This is a genomic window from Buttiauxella gaviniae ATCC 51604 (assembly GCF_001654835.1).
Lineage (GTDB): Bacteria > Pseudomonadota > Gammaproteobacteria > Enterobacterales > Enterobacteriaceae > Buttiauxella > Buttiauxella gaviniae.
In genome coordinates, this window is record NZ_LXEP01000007.1 from 111,275 (window position 1) to 130,473 (window position 19,199).

A 19,199-nucleotide genomic window follows, 5' to 3' on the forward strand; every position below is an offset into this window, starting at 1 on the left:
GCGCCAAAATCTCTGCTCTTGTTGGCAGATGATCACCACATCGATTCATGGGGAGGAACAATAAACCTTACAATAACTGCTGGAATCAAAACTTTACCAGCAAATTGATGGGGTTTTTTACTCCTTTCTATAACCTTTTGTCAACTTTAACAAAAGTATCCACACATTAATTTACATGAGCCCAACTTCATTAACATTTAGTGCGTTAAAAATCAGTAATGCCGAATTATTAACCCTACTTTAATGAAGGTGAATCGTGTCCGTTAACGAGGAAAAAAATATCTACCGTTCTATTTTGGCAGGAAATCTCAACTATTCATCCCCCTAAGAGGGAGTATTTTCTTGATCTGAGACACGCTTCTGTTAATCCATCTCGGAAACTAACAACATTGCGGCGTATTTTTTAACATTTAAACGAGTAATGACTCGAAGGATGTACGTAGAAGGTAGGTATCTAGGGCGCTATGAAGCAGATTGTTTTAAAACATGTTTTTACAAATTAGTAATAAACACAACTTGCAGTGATTAAAAAACAGGCCATTGAGTCAAAAATTGACCTCAACGACCTGTTTTCGAATTTCATATTTTGTTACTAACAAACCGAAGGCATTACTCGAAATCACGCTCCATTAGCACGGTATCACCATCTTCATCTGACGAAGTCATGTAACGGTATGGATTAGGGTTTGATTCCAGAGCACTAAAGATAGCCTGAGCCAAATCATTACTGGTCTGCACATTACGGCACAACAAGTATTGAGTATCTGGCATAACCGGTAAGCCATCAGCATTACCCAGCACACGCAATTCAGGGCTCATCATTTCAACAGGCCGAGCAGTCACACCCAGTCCGGCTTTCACAGCAGCACGCACTGCCGAAAGAGTGGAAGCAACATACGCAATACGCCAGGGAATACGCTCTGCATTCAAATGCTCAAGCATCATATCCCGGTAAGGACTCGGATCGTCGAGCATGACTAAAGGTACGGTTTCACCTTTCTGGAAGACGTAGTCCGATGCGCAATACCATAAAGTTGGCGAGGTACGTAACACGATGGATTCAAAATGCGCGGGTTTTGATGTGGTGACAACCAAATCAACTTCCTGCTGATTAAGCATTTCAACCATAAATGGATTACGTTTAACTCGGACATCCAATGCCAGCTTTGGGTAAACCGAGCTTATTCGGTTAAGCAAGAAAGGCAGAATGGTATCCGCGGTTTCATCAGATGCACCAATCGTGAGCACACCTTGCAAATTACTAAACATCAGTGACGTACATGCTTCATCATTAAAGCGTAGAATTTTTCGCGCATAACCCAGAAGCTGAATTCCATGCTCGGTCAGCAGCTTATTACGACCATGACGGGCAAAGAGCTCTTTTCCTACTAACTGTTCAAGACGCTGCATCTGCTGGCTTACAGCCGATTGCGTACGGCAAACCGCAACTGCCGCCGCAGCAAAAGTATTCAAATCCGCTACGGCAACAAAAGTCCTTAGCAGATCGAGGTCGAGATTTAGTATCGGACGATTTGCGTTAATCATAATTTTTTCACTAGTAGGTTGCTCTTACGAGTCTGCCTTAGTTTTATTGCTGTGATTTATCAAAAAGATAAAGCAATTCCCTTTTACAGAACGTCTCCCGAGGGGCCATACCGTCATCCTGACAGTCGTTCTGACTTTTTATTTTTCATGCATCCCGGTGCATGCAGGCCAATAATGTAGCTCACATATTCCAGGAAATATTATACCGCCATAACCAACATACAAACATTCGTCTTATTGTTCTAGTCACTTAAATTAAAACTGAGTAATTATTGTAAGCCTACTTCAGTACTGAGTTTTAATTATTCAACTTTTTGCGGTTACGAGGGTAAGTGCGATGAAAGTTATCTCTATGTCATTTTTGCTGCACGGACAATTACCAAAGTGCAATGGTTATATACTAACCCGCAGTAAAACATAGAGTTTCATTATGTCCAAAAATAGACACTCATCATTTACAGTGACATATCTTACCGCAAATCATGCCAGTCCATAAGTTTTGTTGCGAATTATCTGATCTCATTCTCTTTTTTCATTTCACTCTTCAACAGGTTATTCATAAAACCCCCTGAAGCTATACCAGGTAAAAGAGAAGTAACTTAACTCTATTCTTTAGTTATATTAATGACACTCACAGTTATTTTTATATACATATTATTAACTCACATTAGTGAACCTCTTTTAACCTCAAGCATAAACATTCAATTTTCCTTAACTATCACTCAATTTAATTCTCAAATCACTCAGCATTACCCACTACAACACCAGTGCCACAGCAGTTAATGGGATTGCAAAATGGCCAAATATTTACATATTTCACTAATTTAAATAAAATAATCAATACATTATGCCAATCATTAGCTATTCAATTGGTTTTTCTGCTTGTACCTAAATTGAAAGATAAATTACAGTCTGGCGCCTCGACCGCCTTCAAATCTGAGCTTGGCAGGAGTACATTTGTTGCCTGGTCGCTTCCACGGCAGGAAGTGGCGTTAACATTAAAGGTCAGGTTCATGTCCCCTATCGAAAAATCCAGCAAACTTGATAACGTCTGTTATGACATCCGTGGCCCAGTACTCAAGGAGGCTAAGCGTCTTGAAGAAGAAGGGAATAAAGTCCTCAAGCTGAATATTGGCAACCCCGCGCCATTTGGCTTTGATGCCCCGGATGAAATTCTTGTCGATGTGATTCGTAATCTGCCTACTGCTCAGGGTTACTGCGACTCGAAAGGACTCTATACCGCACGTAAAGCCATCATGCAGCATTATCAGGCTCGTGAAATGCGGGACGTGACAGTTGAAGATATTTACATCGGCAACGGTGTTTCTGAGCTGATTGTTCAATCGATGCAAGCATTGCTGAACAGCGGTGATGAGATGCTGGTACCAGCACCTGATTACCCTTTGTGGACCGCGGCAGTTTCGCTTTCTAGTGGTAAAGCCGTTCACTATTTATGTGATGAGTCGGCAGGCTGGTTCCCAGACCTTGACGATATTCGCGCTAAAATCACACCACGCACTCGCGGCATCGTGATTATTAACCCGAACAACCCAACCGGTGCCGTTTACTCTAAAGAGTTGTTGCTGGAAGTTGTAGAAATTGCGCGTCAGCATAATTTGATTATTTTTGCTGATGAAATCTACGACAAGATTCTGTACGACGCGGCACAACACCATTCAATTGCAGCACTGGCCCCAGACCTGCTAACAGTGACCTTTAATGGGCTGTCCAAAACTTATCGTGTTGCCGGGTTCCGCCAGGGCTGGATGGTTCTGAATGGGCCGAAGAAGCACGCCAAGGGTTATATCGAAGGGCTGGAGATGCTCGCGTCGATGCGTCTGTGCGCGAACGTGCCTGCTCAGCATGCAATTCAGACTGCTTTAGGCGGTTATCAGAGTATCAGCGAATTTATCGCACCCGGCGGGCGTCTATACGAACAGCGTAACCGTGCGTGGGAGCTGATTAACGATATTCCTGGTGTTTCATGTGTGAAACCGCAGGGCGCGCTCTATATGTTCCCGAAAATCGATGCTAAACGTTTTAATATCCACGATGACCAAAAAATGGTGCTGGATTTCTTATTGAAAGAAAAAGTGCTTTTGGTTCAAGGAACAGCATTTAACTGGCCGTGGCCTGATCACGTACGTATCGTGACTTTACCGCGTGTTGATGAGCTGGAAATGGCCATCAATAAATTTGGTCGTTTCCTCGGCCATTACCACCAATAATTCTCACGGGGGAGATGTTTGCATCTTCCCCCGACTCCCCGCACAATGGTTTTCTTTGCTTACGTACCGAGTGTATCTATGAGCCAAAGCCATTTCTTTGCCCACCTTTCACGCCTGAAATTAATCAATCGTTGGCCGCTGATGCGTAATGTGCGTACCGAAAATGTTTCGGAGCATAGCCTGCAAGTTGCAATGGTCGCTCATGCATTAGCCGTGATTAAGAATCGTAAATTCAACGGCCAAATTAACGCCGAACATGTCGCCCTGCTTGCAATGTATCACGATGTCAGTGAGGTTCTTACGGGGGATTTACCAACGCCGGTGAAGTATTTCAACACGCAAATTGCTCATGAATACAAAGCTATCGAGAAAATAGCCCAACAGAAATTGATCGATATGGTGCCTGAAGAGTTACGTGACATCTGGGCACCACTGATTGATGAGCATCAGAGCAGCGACGAGGAGCGCGCCATCGTCAAGCAAGCCGATGCGTTATGCGCCTATCTAAAATGTCTGGAAGAGCTCTCTGCCGGTAACAATGAATTTTTACTGGCTAAAAGCAGGCTCGAGAAAACGCTGGCTGACCGTCACAGCGAAGAGATGGACTATTTTATGAATGTCTTTGTGCCAAGCTTCCAGCTTTCACTCGATGAGATTAGCCAGGATTCACCGCTTTAACCTATACCCAAAATAATTGGAGCTGCTTTGAGGCGGCAAGAGAGCAAATCCCCAGTCACTTATCAAAGTAAGTGACTGGGGTTTGTAAACGCTGCCAACAAAGATGCGGCTTCAAGTATGAAGGGTATTAAAACGGGAATAACATCGGCACCATCACCACACTCACCACCATCACAATCACGGTAAATGGCACGCCCATCTTCACAAAATCGCTGAACTTATAATTTCCCGGCCCCAGAACAAGCGTATTAACCGGCGATGATACTGGTGTCATGAATGCAGCGGATGCGGCTAGTGCAACGATCATCGCAAATGGATAAGGGGAAACACCCATCGATTTTGCCGCGGCTAACGCAATAGGCGCCATTAACACCGCAGTCGCCGTATTTGAAATAAACAAGCCAATCGCGGCGCACATCACAAACAGGCAAATCAGCATCATGTGCGGACCGTAGCCGCCACCCAGGCTCATTAACCCATTAACAATTAAATCCACCCCGCCCGTTTTTTGCAATGCAAGGGCGAAAGGCATCATGCCGACAATCAAAATAATACTCGGCCAGTGCACTGCTTTATACGCACTTTCCATATCAATACAGCGGAACTTGCCCATCAGCAAACAGGCAATAATAGCCGCGATGGTGTTAGGAATTTCATCGGTCAGCATCAGTGCAACCATCAACGCCAGGCAGAAAATAGCGTGCGGAGCCTGGCTATGCGCAGGCGAGGCTTCGCCCTCTTCCACGGGTAAGTTAAGCACCAGGAAATCGCGGCCTTTGAGTTGCAACTGGCTGATCAGTTTCCAGTCACCCACCACCAGCAAGATATCGCCAAGTTGCAAGGCTTCATCCACCAGCAAGCCTTCCATCGCTTCGCCATTACGGCGTAACCCGACGACATTCAGGCCGTAGCGCGTACGGAAGCCGATTTCGCGCAGCGTTTGTCCGATTAGCTCAGACTCAGGGATCAGCGAGACTTCGGCCATCCCCACATCCAGCGCCTGGTCTGAAAAATACTCACCGCGCAAAACCATCGGCTCAAGCATCTGCTCGCTACAAAACTCGCGTAAATCAACTTCAGAAGCTGACATATCAATCAACAGCACGTCACGAACGCGAAATTCAGTGACGCCAGTGACATTGACGATAACCCGGCGGAATTTGCGCCAGCGCTCAAGTCCTATGACGTTTGCACCATAACGCTCTCGCAGTTTTAAATCATCAAGACGGCGCCCAACCATCGGTGAACCTGGGCGAATTGCGAGACGACGCGCACGGCCAGTCAGCCGGTAATCTTTAATTAGATCGCGAAACGTACGGCGGCGCCAGTCTTGCTTGCCATCGTCTTTGTTCTGCCCTTTTAGTGCAAAACGCGCAATCAGCATATAGCCGATACCCAGCAATAAGATGACCAGGCCAATAGGCGTAACGCTAAAGAAATGGAAGCCCTGCAACCCTTCACGCAGCAATTCGCTATTTACGACCAGATTGGGTGGTGTTGCGACTAGCGTCATCATGCCGCTAATTAACCCGGCAAAACTGAGAGGCATCATTAAACGCGATGGCGAGGTTTTCATGCGCATTGAAACACTGAGTACCACTGGGATAAATATTGCGACCACACCCGTTGAACTCATAAATGCGCCAAGCCCCGCAACGGTAAGCATCAGCAAAACCAGCATTTTGGTTTCGCTGCTACCCGCAACATCCACCAGCCACGAACCCATTTTTGTGGCTACACCCGTGCGTACAAGGCCATCGCCAATAATAAAGAGTGCGGCAATAAGAATAACGTTGGGATCGCTAAAACCTGAGAAGGCTTCGTTGAGAGTAAGTGTGCCACTGAGGACAAACGCAATAATGACAAGTAAAGCGATCGCATCCATACGCACTTTTCCAGTGGCGAATAACACCACCGCAATTGCTAATAGTGATAAGACCCAAATCAATTCTGAGTTCAAAACAAATCCTTTGTGGTTGTCTCAGGGGGAAAAATTTTGCCATAAAAAAGCCCCGCAATCGCGGGGCTAAATCATGTGTTTAGTGTTTTCTAAGCACTTCGACTGTGCCATCTGGCAGCTTCTGAACCAGAAGCTCAGTCAACGAATGCAGAGCATAGTCGACATGCTCAAGCCGTGGTGTATCGGCCGGTGCATTGACTGCGATAACATGGCAACCTGCAGCCAGACCAGAAAGTACACCAGCTGGCGCATCTTCTACGACAGCGCATTCTTCAGGCTCTAAACCTAATAATTGCGCACCGAGTAAGTAGGCATCCGGTTCAGGTTTGCCTCGGGCGACACGTTCAGCCGTAACAAGCACTTCAGGCTCTGGCAATCCGCCTGCAGCACGACGAGCTGAAGCCACAGGTAATGAACCAGAGGTCACGATAGCCCATGGAATGCCCGCTTCGTTCAGATGAGTCAACAGCTCAACAGCCCCTGGCAATGCCACAATACCGTCGGTATCTTCAGACTCGATTTTCTCAAGACGGAAAAACTCCTGCTGGATCTCTTCTTCAGACGCTCCCGCCATAAAATGACGCAGCGAAGTTATCGCCTGCTTACCATGAATGAAGCCTAATACTTCTTGCGGCGAAATATCGAAACGCTTAGCCCAGTTAATCCATGCACGCTCAACCGCTGGCAGGGAGTCAACCAGAGTCCCATCCAAATCAAACAAGAAACCTTTGCACTTCACGACGCGTCTCCCCTCAGGCATTAATAATCTGCGCGATCTCATTCACACTTAAATGATACTGACGTGGGCAGGACTGCCACACTTTCAACATACGCTGATATTTTTCCCACATTGGAGTCTGCGCGTTAAAGCCATGAGTACCCGCGTCAAAATGCGCGTAACGGCCTTCAATATTGACCATAAATCGAACATATCCCAGGAACCGAGCTTCAGTTGCTGCATCGAAGCCGAGGAATGTGACACGGCGTTCGTCAATTTCCTGGTTATCCTTCAGGTTCGTCCAAGAGACATGCAGCGCGTGGTACATCTCCATAATGTCGATGACAGTACGGCAAGTTTCTTCCGTCAACTCACCGAACTCACGGTCCAGCTCGCGCATTTGCAGGCCGTAACCGCGCTCAATGATCGTTTGCAGGCGACGATAACGCTCGGCGTTGTCTGGATCGAGCATGGTCATCATTTTGTACTGATTAGATAAAATCAGACGCTGGGCGTTAGTCATTTCCATTTCTTAGCTCCTGTTGCGCAGAATCACTCCTGCGAAAAAATATCCTTCTATATATGCGTAACGGCAGGGATTTTACAAATCATCAAGAAAAGTTTTATCCAACTGCTTAAACGCACGTTTCAGTACTTCAGCGAGCGCCTGGTAATCTGGCTTGCCTTCAATCGGTGTTAGCGCCTGCCCTGCTTCCTGTAATTTGCCGCGCACTTCGTAGAACCAGCTCAAAATGGTCGGCGGCAGTGGCGTAACTGAGCGCTTTCCTAGCCACCATAAACCCTGCATTGGTAAGCTACAGGCGAATAATGCGGTTGCGACTGCGGGGCCAAGTTGGCCGCCAAGGGCAATCTGCCAGGTAAGCGTAAACACAGCAAGTGGGGGCATAAAGCGGATGGCAAAACGTGTGGCGCGGATAACACGATTTTCTACAAAGACTGGCGCGAGGCGTTTATCGACAGGCCAGGTCTTAGAATAGTGTTGCCCACGGCTGAATATGCTAAACCAGCTGGCGTGGCTTTTTAGGGGTGTCGACATGGCTTTACCTCAACTTCACATATAAAAAATAAAATTTTTGTGCAAAACAACAACTCTAAATTACATGGTTCAAAATCTTTTGTCTTTAGCTGCTGCAATCGGGTATCCTGTGCCGGCCTTGATGGCCGTAGAAGGGAAACCGCAGGTTGTCAATTTTTTGCTCAGTCAGCCGTTGCCGAAAAATCGCGCAACATGGCGTAAACTCTAGAGTATTTATTCGTCATGCCAAAAAAACGCTTCTGGCATGACGTTAATCATAAATGTCAGGCTCATCATGCGCTACGCTGAGAGACTAACTGACGTTTTTTTAGCCACATATTAATAGTAGGTACTTCCATGTCGAGTAAGTTAGTACTGGTTCTGAACTGCGGTAGCTCTTCACTGAAATTTGCAATCATTGATGCAGTAAACGGTGACGAGTACCTTTCTGGTTTAGCCGAATGTTTCCATCTTCCTGAAGCACGTATCAAATGGAAAATGGATGGCGGTAAACAAGAAGCGGCTTTGGGTGCAGGCGCCGCTCACAGCGAAGCTCTTAACTTTATGGTTAATACCATTCTGGCACAAAAACCTGAATTGTCCGAGCAGCTGACTGCTATCGGCCACCGTGTTGTTCACGGCGGCGAGAAGTACACCAGCTCCGTCGTTATCGACGAGACCGTGATTCAGGGTATCAAAGATACTGCTTCTTTTGCACCACTGCATAACCCGGCACACCTGATCGGTATTGCTGAAGCACTGAAATCTTTCCCTAAACTGGCTGATAAAAACGTTGCTGTGTTTGACACCGCGTTCCATCAGACCATGCCAGAAGAATCTTACCTCTATGCTCTGCCGTACAACCTGTACAGAGAGCATGGCGTTCGTCGTTACGGCGCACACGGCACCAGCCACTTCTATGTGACTCAAGAAGCCGCGAAAATGCTGAACAAGCCAGTGGAAGAAGTGAACCTGATCACTTGCCACCTGGGCAACGGCGGTTCTGTTTCTGCTATCCGTAACGGCAAGTGTGTTGACACCTCTATGGGTCTGACTCCGCTGGAAGGTCTGGTAATGGGCACCCGTTCTGGTGACATCGATCCAGCTATCATCTTCCACCTGCACGATTCCCTGGGCATGAGCGTTGACGATATCAACAAAATGCTGACTAAAGAGTCTGGCCTGTTGGGTCTGACTGAAGTCACCAGCGACTGCCGTTATGTCGAAGACAACTACACCACTAAAGAAGATGCTAAACGTGCAATGGACGTGTTCTGCCATCGTCTGGCGAAATACATCGGTTCTTACACTGCACTGATGGAAGGTCGTTTGGACGGCGTTGTGTTCACTGGTGGTATCGGTGAAAACGCTGCAATGGTACGTGAACTGTCTCTGGGCAAACTGGGTGTTCTGGGCTTTGAAGTTGACCACGAACGCAACCTGGCTGCTCGTTTCGGCAAATCAGGCTACATCAACAAAGAGGGTACCGTTCCTGCGATGGTCATTCCGACCAACGAAGAACTGGTTATCGCTCAGGATGCATCTCGCCTGACCGCTTGATTCTCCTTACCGCCAGCCTTCGCTGGCGGTGTTGTTTTCTGAGCCCTGAAAAGGGCTGTACCCAAAATAATTCGAGTTGCTGCAATCCTCTGCGACCCGAACTATGCCGGGTATATACAAAGAGGTTATACCGTGTCCCGTACTATTATGTTGATCCCTACCGGAACCAGCGTCGGCCTGACCAGCGTCAGCCTTGGTGTTATCCGTGCTATGGAACAAAAAGGCGTTCGCCTTAGCGTTTTCAAACCTATCGCCCAACCGCGTACCGGTGACGATACTCCAGATCAAACCACCAGCATTGTGCGTGCTAACTCCAACATCCCAACGGCTGAGCCGCTGCACATGAATCACGTTGAGTCGCTGCTGTCGAGCAACCAACAAGACGTGCTGATGGAAGAGATCATTGCCAACTTCCACGCCAGCAGCAAAGACGCTGAAGTGGTTCTGGTTGAAGGTCTGGTTCCTACTCGTAAACATCAGTTTGCGCAGTCTCTGAACTACGAAATCGCAAAAACGCTGAACGCTGAAATCGTCTTCGTTATGTCGCTGGGCAACAACTCCCCAGAGCAGATGAAAGAGCGTATCGAGCTGGCACGTAGCAGCTTCGGCGGCAGCAAGAACACCAACATCACTGGCGTAATCATTAACAAACTGAATGCCCCAGTTGATGAGCAAGGTCGTACTCGCCCTGACCTGTCCGAGATTTTTGATGACTCCACTAAAGCGAGCATCGCTAACATCGATCCTAAAGCACTGTTTGCCGACAGCCCGCTGCCAGTTCTGGGCTGTGTGCCATGGAGCTTTGATCTGATTGCTACTCGTGCAATTGATATGGCGCGTCACCTGAACGCAACCATCATCAACGAAGGCGACATCAAAACTCGTCGCGTGAAGTCTGTGACTTTCTGTGCGCGTAGCATTCCGCACATGCTGGAACACTTCCGTCCAGGTTCTTTGCTGGTGACTTCAGCAGACCGTCCAGACGTGCTGGTTGCAGCGTGCCTGGCTGCAATGAACGGTGTGGACATCGGTGCAGTTCTGCTGACCGGCGGTTACGAAATGGACCCACGCGTGACCAAACTGTGTGAGCGTGCATTCGCAACTGGCCTGCCGCTGTTCATGGTTGACACTAACACCTGGCAGACTTCCCTGAGCCTGCAAAGCTTCAACCTGGAAGTCCCAACTGACGACCATCAGCGTATCGAGAAAGTGCAGGAATATGTGGCAAGCCACATTGATGCAAACTGGATTGAATCTCTGACCGCTACTTCCGAGCGTAGCCGTCGTCTGTCTCCTCCAGCGTTCCGTTATCAGCTCACTGAGCTGGCACGTAAAGCGGGCAAACGCGTTGTTCTGCCAGAAGGCGAAGAGCCACGTACCGTGAAAGCGGCATCTATCTGTGCTGAACGCGGTATCGCAACTTGCGTACTTTTGGGTAACCCGGATGAAATCACCCGTGTTGCTGCGGCACAAGGTGTTGAGTTGAGTGCTGGCATCGAAATCGTTGACCCGGAAGTGGTTCGCGAGAGCTACGTTGCACGTTTGGTTGAGCTGCGTAAGAGCAAAGGCATGACCGAAGCCGTTGCGCGTGAGCAACTGGAAGACAACGTTGTGCTGGGTACTTTGATGCTTGAGCAAGACGAAGTTGACGGTCTGGTTTCTGGTGCTGTTCACACTACCGCGAACACCATTCGTCCACCGTTACAGCTGATCAAAACTGCACCAGGCAGCTCTTTGGTTTCTTCCGTGTTCTTCATGCTGCTGCCAGAACAGGTTTATGTTTACGGCGACTGCGCGATCAACCCGGATCCAACTGCTGAGCAACTGGCAGAAATCGCTATTCAGTCTGCGGATTCCGCTGCTGCATTCGGTATCGATCCACGCGTTGCAATGCTGTCCTACTCCACCGGCACTTCTGGTGCAGGTAGCGACGTTGAGAAAGTACGTGAAGCTACACGTATTGCTCAAGAAAAACGTCCTGACCTGGTCATCGATGGTCCGTTGCAGTACGACGCCGCAGTTATGGCTGACGTTGCTAAATCCAAAGCGCCAAACTCACCGGTTGCGGGTCGCGCTACCGTGTTCATCTTCCCAGACCTGAACACCGGTAACACCACCTATAAAGCGGTACAGCGCTCAGCAGACCTGATCTCCATCGGGCCAATGCTGCAAGGTATGCGTAAACCAGTCAACGACCTGTCTCGTGGCGCACTGGTAGACGATATCGTTTACACCATCGCTCTGACTGCGATTCAGTCTTCTCAACAAGACTAAGTTCTTCTGAGAAGCAACAAGGCCGCATTTATATGCGGCCTTTTTTATTATCTTTCACCCCTCCCGATCCAGCTTATCGTCGTACCCTCCCCACTCTTCTATTCTGCTGTTAATCACAAAAATCACATCGCTTTTCTGAGTTATCTTGACAACCTAAATGAGTAGTGGCAATTCTGCTTCACCGATTGAGCAAATGTAAATCAGATGATAAATAAAAGTTTAATTTCTGGTTTCACGGTAGCAAGATGGGGATGTTCAGCATAATTCTTGAGTGAAACAGTGATAAAGGAAATTTACCTTATATTGCAATAAGTTAAAACATACCCTTCGCCTCAGCGATGCCGTACAGAGGCGATTATCGTGTTCGGATCAGCGAGGAGCAGAAAGATGCAATATCGTACTATGTTCAAAGCAACCCTTATGGTCGTATTAGGTTTTACTGGCGCAGTTCATGCTCAGGAAGCGGCAACCGTCGCCTTTTTAATGCCTGACCAGGCCTCGACCCGTTACGAACAACATGATTTCCCCGGCTTTAAAACCGAGCTAAATAAGATTTGCCAGCAGTGCAAAGTTATCTACCAAAACGCCAACGCCAATGCCTCGTTGCAACAACAGCAATTCAACTCAGCGATTGCCCAGGGCGCGAAAGTCATTGTGCTTGATCCTGTTGATTCATCCGCCGCCGCGGGCCTGGTAGAAATTGCGCACTCCCAAGGCGTCAAAGTGATTGCCTACGATCGCCCTATCCCCGCAAAACCTGCCGATTTTTATATTTCGTTTGATAACGAAGGAATCGGATATGCCATTTCCAAATCGCTGGTTGAGCACATGAAAACATCCGGCGTTCCCGCAGGCGCAGGCGTGCTTGAAATCAACGGTTCGCCGACGGATGCCGCGGCGGGTCTGATTCGCGATGGTATTCATCGTGGGCTTAAAGACTCGGGCTATAAAACACTGGCAGAATTTGACACGCCAGAGTGGGCTCCGCCAAAAGCGCAGGAGTGGACCGCAGGCCAAATCACGCGTTTTAGTGACCAGATTAAAGGCGTTGTGGCGGCAAACGACGGCACTGGCGGCGGTGCCATTGCCGCATTCAAAGCGGGTGGCGTGCAGCCGATTCCACCGGTTACCGGTAATGATGCGACCATTGCCGCACTACAGTTAATTATCGCAGGCGATCAATACAACACTATTTCTAAACCATCGGAAATTGTCGCCGCGGCTGCCGCCAATGTTGCCGTGCAATTAATTAACGGGCAGACACCGAAAGCGACTTCGACTCTCTATAACACGCCTTCGCAGCTATTTGTCCCGGCAGTTATTACGTCCAAAAATATCAAAGCAGAAATTTTTGATAAGAAAATCCAGACCCCGGAACAGGTTTGTACGGGTGAATATCAAGAGGCCTGTAAGAAATTAGGTATTACTCACTAAGTCACGACTCATGCGTCCGTAAATCTTCTTACGGACGCACTGACGATATTAAGGTTCTGGCTATGTTAATTGAAAATGACCTCGCGCCTCGCACTGATAAGCCGCTGCTTAAATTAAGTAAAATCTCTAAAAACTTTGGTGCAGTTTCTGCGCTAACCGATATTGATCTTGATGTTTACGCCGGGGAAGTCGTCGCCCTGGTGGGTGATAACGGCGCGGGAAAATCAACGCTAGTAAAAATATTAGCGGGGGTTCATCAACCCACTTCCGGCACGGTTGAATTCGAGGGGGAATTAATCTCTCTCGATACGCCAGGAAAGGCGCTGGAATATGGTATTTCAACCGTCTTTCAGGATTTGGCGTTATGTGAAAATTTAGATGTGGTGGCGAATTTGTTTCTCGGGCACGAATTATCGGCCTGGCAGCTTGATGAAGTGACGATGGAAGTCCGCGCCTGGACGCTTTTAAAAGAGCTGGCTGCGCGCATTCCTTCGGTACGCGAGCCGGTCGCTTCGTTGTCCGGCGGCCAGCGCCAAACTGTGGCGATTGCCCGTTCGCTTCTGCTTAACCCGAAAATCATCATGCTGGATGAACCAACTGCGGCACTTGGCGTGGCGCAAACAGCCGAAGTACTTAACCTGATTGAACGCGTTCGCGAGCGCGGTCTGGGGGTCATTATCATCAGTCATAATATGGAAGATGTGCGGGCCGTCGCAGACAGAATTGTCGTATTACGTCTGGGCCGCAATAAAGGCATTTTCACACCCGAATCTACCAATCAGGAATTAGTGGCGGCCATTACCGGAGCGACAGAAAATTCCGTCTCACGTCGGGTGGAAAGAAAAACAACCGAACATACGTTGGGGGCGAATTAAGCGATGACGACCAATAAACCACTGCTTCCCGAAACCCGGTTAGATCGCAGCGATGAGCGCGTCGACCATCAGGATAATATCTTTGGCTTGCTGCGCGCTTATATTACCCGGATTAAAACGGGCGATTTAGGGATGATTCCCGTGGTGCTAGGGCTGATTATAATTTCGATTGTTTTCACCCTTCTCAACCCGATTTATATGGCCCCGAATAATCTCGTTAATATGTTATTTGACTGTGCGACCGTCGGGTTTATTTCGCTGGGGATTGTTTGTGTATTGCTGTTAGGTGAGATCGATCTCTCGGTCGGTTCGATGAGCGGCCTGGCGTCGGCAATTATTGGCGTGCTGTGGGTGAATCAGGGTTGGTCCGTAGTTGGCGCTATCGCCGTTGCACTCGCGGTTGGCGCAGTGGTTGGCCTGATTTATGCCGAGCTTTACAGCCGTTTAGGGATGCCGAGTTTTGTGGCGACGTTGGCCGGGCTTCTGGCGCTGCTCGGGATGCAACTTTATATTCTCGGGCCATCAGGCAGTATCAACCTCCCCTATGTTTCGCCGCTGGTGCGTTTCGGCCAGGTCTTAGTTATGCCCGGCTGGATGGCGCATATTTTTGCGCTGTTACCCGGTATCGTGATGCTCGCCCAGGGTTTTCGCACCCGCACACGCCGTGCCGCAGCAAATTTGTCTTGCGAACCGCTCAGCTCTTTGTGGGCTCGCAGTCTGTTTATGACCGCTGTTTTTGAATTTATGGTGTTTTATCTCAACATCGGTCGCGGTGTGCCATGGGTTTTCGGCTTGTTTATCCTCGTGGTCGTCGTGCTTAACTACGCGCTCAAAAGAACAAAATGGGGCCGGTCGATGTTTGCCGTGGGTGGCAACCGTGAAGCCGCTCGCCGTTCAGGTATTAACGTGCGCGGTATTTATATTAGTGCATTTATGATTTGCTCTGTGCTGGCAACCACCGGCGGCATTCTTGCCGCATCACGCCTGGCGTCCGCCAGCCAACAAGCCGGTACCGGAGATGTCAATTTAAACGCCATTGCGGCGGCGGTTATTGGCGGTACGAGTCTGTTTGGCGGCCGAGGAAGCGCCTATTCCGCCCTGCTGGGTATTATTGTTATTCAGTGTATTTCTAACGGGCTGACGCTACTTAATTTGCCTTCGTCGCTGCGATATATGATTACAGGCGGCGTACTTGCGATTGCCGTCATCGTCGACTCCGTGGCCAGACGTTCACGCGTAACCCATGGGCGCGCCTGACAGACGTTAGATTAAGAAAGTTAAAGGAAGCGCAGAAACCAGGATGTCAGACCGTTCACTCCCCTGGATGATTTCTGCGCTTCCGTATTAGTCAGCAACTGGCTCTTAGCGCCGGTTCGCTGTGAAGATTTAGAGCATGACTAAGTTCAGTTAGCGTTGAGTAATGCCCAGCTGCCGAAGCGAATTTTGGTTCATGGCAATCAGGGGCAACAACAAAGGTTTTAATCTCAGCCCGCCGGGCGGCGGTAAAGCCATTAAGGCTGTCTTCAATGACCCGACATTGAGCGGCTTGCAGGCCCAGTTTTCGCATTACGGTCAGGTAAACGGCGGGATGCGGTTTACCAAAGCTCTCTTCATCAGCGCTACAAATCACGCCAAACCATTGCCAGAGATCTAATTTATCAAATACAGCCTCGATAACTTCCGGGCTGGATGACGTTGCCAGCGCAAGGCGATAACCCTTGCGATGAAAACATTCTAACACCTGATATAACCCATTCATTGCCATCCCTTTTTCCCGAATAGCATTACAGACTCGCGCAATGATTTGTTTCTCAAGCCATTGTGGTTCAACCGTCAGAAATTGCTTTTCACACCAGATGCGCGCAATTTCATCAATGCGCTTTCCTTTGGTGAGTTCTTCGCATTCTGCGGCGGTTATAGCAACGCCCTGGTCTGCCAGCATTTCGATTTGCGCATCCTGCCAAAAACCTTCGGAATCAATAATGACGCCATCCATATCAAAAATAATCGCTTGCAAGCTCATTGCTGTTCCATTTGGATTAGGCTGGCGCAGCACGCCAGCCGTAATGTATTAAGATGCCCTTACCGTCACGTCATCAGCGACGCGAACCGCGCTTTCAAAGCCTGGCTGTTCGACACGGATAAAGTGGCAAAGGAAGAAGGCGATAATATAAAGCGTGGTATACGCAATAACGACGCCGATAGTGCTGAAGTAAGGCAGCAGCACCACCGCAATGGCCGGAGCCAGAAAGTTGGACAAGCCCGCAGAGAGGTTGTAAACCGAAATCGCTGCCCCTTTGTGGCGAGGCTCCAGCGCCGGGAATACCGCCGCCATTGGCACAAACGCTGCCACAAAAATACCTAAAGCAATTGCCGGGATCAGCGCCATACCGAAGTTATGGCCAAAGTATTGCGGTACGTAGTAAAACGCCAGGCTTGATGCCGCCATACCCAGACATCCAAACCAACGCACCACGCGCATCCAACCTAGCTTTTCCGCGACGATACCCCAGAAAATATTGGAGAAAATGGTGGTAAAGAAAAACGCCGCCCATATCTGTAACCATTCAGATGTCGTAAAGCCCAGCTCGTCCACAAACATCAGCGGCATAATCACGGCAAAACCGAATAAAGAAAGAGTGTTGATGATACGAACCATGCTCGAATACATAATGCTGCGGTTGGTATAGAGCAAAGTGATTGCACGACCTAGCTCATTGAACTTCTCTTTGGTGGTCAGGTTATGCATGTGCGTTGGGGTCTGTACCTTACGCAGCGAAATCATCGCTATCAACCCGCCAGCCAGGCAGAAGAACAGCGCCATCCATAACGTCCCTAACTCCCCAACAAGTGGAATAGTAAAACTTGGAATATAGCTACCCGCTACACCGATGCCGATGGAATATACTGCCCAGTACCAGCCAAGTGCTGAACTGGCATTTTCACTCTTAACGTTATGAATAATCACCACAATGAAAGAGTAAAGGAACAGTGGGTAAGCAAACCCACGGATTCCGTAAAACAGCAGGATCAGCGGATAGTTTGCGTGCCCCAGACCAAAAACCAGGAAAAGGACATGGAATACGCACCACAGCACAAAACCGATAAACATGGTTTTCTGCGGTGTAATAATTTCAGCAACTACGCCAGATACCCACGCAGACAGTGCTGCGGCAAGGCCATAAAGCGTAAAGGCAAAAGAGGCTTGAGCGGGAGAGAATCCCAACTCTTTGATGTAGTGGGATAAGAATGCCAGCTCAAAACCGTCTCCGGTCATAAACACAGCAATAGCGATGTAACCCCACAGCAGGTGTAGCGGTAACCCAAACCACTGTTTATTAGTAATAGACATAGTGACCTCATTTTTGTGTACAGGGTATCCCCCGGCCTTCGCCGGGGTGTTTTTTTATTATAAAAATCAGTGAGTTCTAAAATGCAGATCGTTCAGATATAGAGACTTAAATTGTGTGTATCTTTTCATCAAACTCGTGTGTTGCTCAGGGCGAGCAATCCATGTCTGGTAGATTTCTGGTTTCTTGCAAACCGTTTCCAAATCTTTACCTGTAGCCAGGCATGCCAGCCGGGCAGCACCGAGTGCACCACCCGTTTCCCCTCCCTTATGTGTCACGACGGGCATATTGAGGACATCCGCCAGTAACTGTGCCCAAAGCGGGCTACGCGCACCGCCACCTACTAAAGAACATTGGTCGATATGGGTGCCACTTTCCTGCAACACACGCAGACCATCGGCGAGACCAAAACTGACACCTTCCAGCACGGCATAGCCCATAGTGGCGCGATTGCTGGCATGGGTCAGACCGTGGAACATTCCTCTTGCATTCGGGTCGTTATGGGGCGTTCGTTCGCCAGACAGATAAGGTAAAAACATCGGCGCGTTAGCTTTTTCGCTGTCGCTTAATTGCGCCACTTCTTCCAGTAATGCCAATTCAGTTACGCCCACCAGTCGGCAGAACCATTGCAGGCAACTTGCAGCACTGAGCATCACGCTCATCTGGTGCCAGCGTTCAGGCAAAACGTGGCAAAATGCGTGTACGGCAGAAGCTGGTGCCGGGCGATAAGCCTCATTCACCACAAATAAAACCCCGGAAGTACCGAGAGAAATAAACGCATCACCTGGGCTTACAGCCCCTACGCCAATAGCACTGACTGCGTTATCACCCCCACCACCGGCTACGACTACCGACGGGTTTAATCCCCAGCGTTTCGCTATTTCTGGAGCAAGCGTTGCGGATACTTCGCAGCCTTCAACCAGCGCAGGCATGTTGCGTCTTGAAAGCCCACATTTTTCCAGCAGGGCGTCGGACCAGTCGCGTTTCGCCACATCAAGCCAGAGCGTGCCTGCGGAGTCAGACATGTCAGAGATTTTTTTATCTGTCATGCGAAAGCGCAGGTAATCTTTCGGCAGTAGAACCGTGTCGATACGTTTGAAATTCTCAGGTTCATGGCGGCGAACCCACAACAGTTTCGGTGCGGTGAAACCAGGCATGGCGAGGTTCCCGGCGATCGAATGTAGTTCTGGAGCGATCTCTTCCAGCTCAGCACATTCAAGTGCGCTGCGGGTGTCGTTCCATAAAATCGCCGGACGGATGACCACGCCCGCAGCGTCGAGCAACACTGCGCCGTGCATTTGCCCAGAAAGACCGACCGCTTTGATCGCAGACCAATGCTTTTCACATTTGTCTTTAAGCGTGGTCATCAAATAATCGGTGGCATCCCACCATGCCTGAGGGCTTTGTTCTGACCAGTGTGGATGAGGCCGCTGAATGGTCAGCGGCACGCTGTGGCTAGTGACTATCTCGCCATCTTCATTGATAACCAGCGCCTTAACTTCAGAAGTTCCAAGATCGATGCCTAAAAACATGGTTCACCT

Annotated in this window: 15 protein-coding genes; 7 read left to right on the forward strand and 8 right to left on the reverse strand. The window is 48.9% G+C overall.

The window, feature by feature from the left end; genetic code table 11:
- Nucleotides 1-609 precede the first annotated feature (609 nt).
- Entirely contained in the window at nt 610-1,545 is a 936-nt protein-coding gene (lrhA, locus tag M977_RS04730) for a transcriptional regulator LrhA (RefSeq protein WP_064512684.1), read from the reverse strand.
- 1,013 nt (nt 1,546-2,558) lie between these two features.
- Here lrhA and M977_RS04735 point away from each other — a divergent pair.
- Both M977_RS04735 and yfbR read left to right on the forward strand, forming a co-directional pair.
- Nucleotides 2,559-3,773, forward strand: a complete 1,215-nt coding sequence (locus M977_RS04735) for a pyridoxal phosphate-dependent aminotransferase (protein ID WP_064512686.1) — start codon at nt 2,559-2,561, stop codon at nt 3,771-3,773.
- Nucleotides 3,774-3,851: 78 nt separating this feature from the next.
- The gene (gene yfbR / locus M977_RS04740; protein WP_064512688.1) at nt 3,852-4,451 is read left to right on the forward strand and encodes a 5'-deoxynucleotidase; all 600 of its coding nucleotides are present in this window, start codon (nt 3,852-3,854) and stop codon (nt 4,449-4,451) included.
- Nucleotides 4,452-4,578: 127 nt separating this feature from the next.
- Here yfbR and M977_RS04745 read toward each other — a convergent pair whose 3' ends face one another.
- The 4 genes from M977_RS04745 to yfbV form a co-directional block, all read right to left on the reverse strand.
- Nucleotides 4,579-6,411 carry an SLC13 family permease gene (locus M977_RS04745; protein WP_064512691.1) on the reverse strand — a complete coding sequence of 611 codons (1,833 nt, stop codon included), beginning with the start codon at nt 6,409-6,411 and terminating at the stop codon, nt 4,579-4,581.
- A gap of 79 nt (nt 6,412-6,490) precedes the next feature.
- On the reverse strand, nt 6,491-7,171 hold the full coding sequence (locus tag M977_RS04750; RefSeq protein WP_134185153.1) for a sugar phosphatase: 681 nt from the start codon (nt 7,169-7,171) through the stop codon (nt 6,491-6,493).
- On the reverse strand, nt 7,164-7,658 hold the full coding sequence (locus M977_RS04755; RefSeq protein WP_034458818.1) for a YfbU family protein: 495 nt from the start codon (nt 7,656-7,658) through the stop codon (nt 7,164-7,166). The genes M977_RS04750 and M977_RS04755 overlap by 8 nt, the downstream gene beginning before the upstream one ends.
- A 72-nt stretch (nt 7,659-7,730) precedes the next feature.
- Nucleotides 7,731-8,186 carry a terminus macrodomain insulation protein YfbV gene (yfbV, locus tag M977_RS04760; RefSeq protein ID WP_064512695.1) on the reverse strand — a complete coding sequence of 152 codons (456 nt, stop codon included), beginning with the start codon at nt 8,184-8,186 and terminating at the stop codon, nt 7,731-7,733.
- A gap of 336 nt (nt 8,187-8,522) precedes the next feature.
- Between yfbV and ackA the strand changes: the two genes are divergently transcribed.
- From ackA to M977_RS04785, 5 genes are all read left to right on the forward strand, one after another.
- Nucleotides 8,523-9,725 (forward strand): acetate kinase, encoded by a 1,203-nt coding sequence (gene ackA / locus M977_RS04765; RefSeq protein ID WP_064512697.1) that lies wholly within the window; start codon nt 8,523-8,525, stop codon nt 9,723-9,725.
- 132 nt (nt 9,726-9,857) lie between these two features.
- Nucleotides 9,858-11,999, forward strand: a complete 2,142-nt coding sequence (pta, locus tag M977_RS04770; RefSeq protein WP_064512699.1) for a phosphate acetyltransferase — start codon at nt 9,858-9,860, stop codon at nt 11,997-11,999.
- Nucleotides 12,000-12,386: 387 nt separating this feature from the next.
- The gene (locus tag M977_RS04775) at nt 12,387-13,433 is read left to right on the forward strand and encodes an ABC transporter substrate-binding protein (protein WP_064512701.1); all 1,047 of its coding nucleotides are present in this window, start codon (nt 12,387-12,389) and stop codon (nt 13,431-13,433) included.
- A 62-nt stretch (nt 13,434-13,495) separates the two neighbouring features.
- On the forward strand, nt 13,496-14,308 hold the full coding sequence (locus M977_RS04780; protein ID WP_064512704.1) for an ATP-binding cassette domain-containing protein: 813 nt from the start codon (nt 13,496-13,498) through the stop codon (nt 14,306-14,308).
- A gap of 3 nt (nt 14,309-14,311) precedes the next feature.
- Complete coding sequence (locus M977_RS04785) at nt 14,312-15,565, forward strand: sugar ABC transporter permease (RefSeq protein ID WP_064512706.1); 1,254 nt, start codon at nt 14,312-14,314, stop codon at nt 15,563-15,565.
- Between the two features lie 91 nt (nt 15,566-15,656).
- Here M977_RS04785 and M977_RS04790 read toward each other — a convergent pair whose 3' ends face one another.
- The 3 genes from M977_RS04790 to xylB all read right to left on the reverse strand — a co-directional run bounded on the left by M977_RS04790 (nt 15,657) and on the right by xylB (nt 19,190).
- A complete protein-coding gene (locus tag M977_RS04790) occupies nt 15,657-16,331 on the reverse strand; it encodes an HAD family hydrolase (RefSeq protein WP_064512708.1) in 675 nt (224 codons plus the stop codon).
- Nucleotides 16,332-16,379: 48 nt separating this feature from the next.
- Entirely contained in the window at nt 16,380-17,660 is a 1,281-nt protein-coding gene (locus M977_RS04795; RefSeq protein ID WP_064512710.1) for an RbtT/DalT/CsbX family MFS transporter, read from the reverse strand.
- A 66-nt stretch (nt 17,661-17,726) separates the two neighbouring features.
- The gene (gene xylB / locus M977_RS04800) at nt 17,727-19,190 is read right to left on the reverse strand and encodes a xylulokinase (RefSeq protein ID WP_064512712.1); all 1,464 of its coding nucleotides are present in this window, start codon (nt 19,188-19,190) and stop codon (nt 17,727-17,729) included.
- Nucleotides 19,191-19,199: the final 9 nt, after the last annotated feature.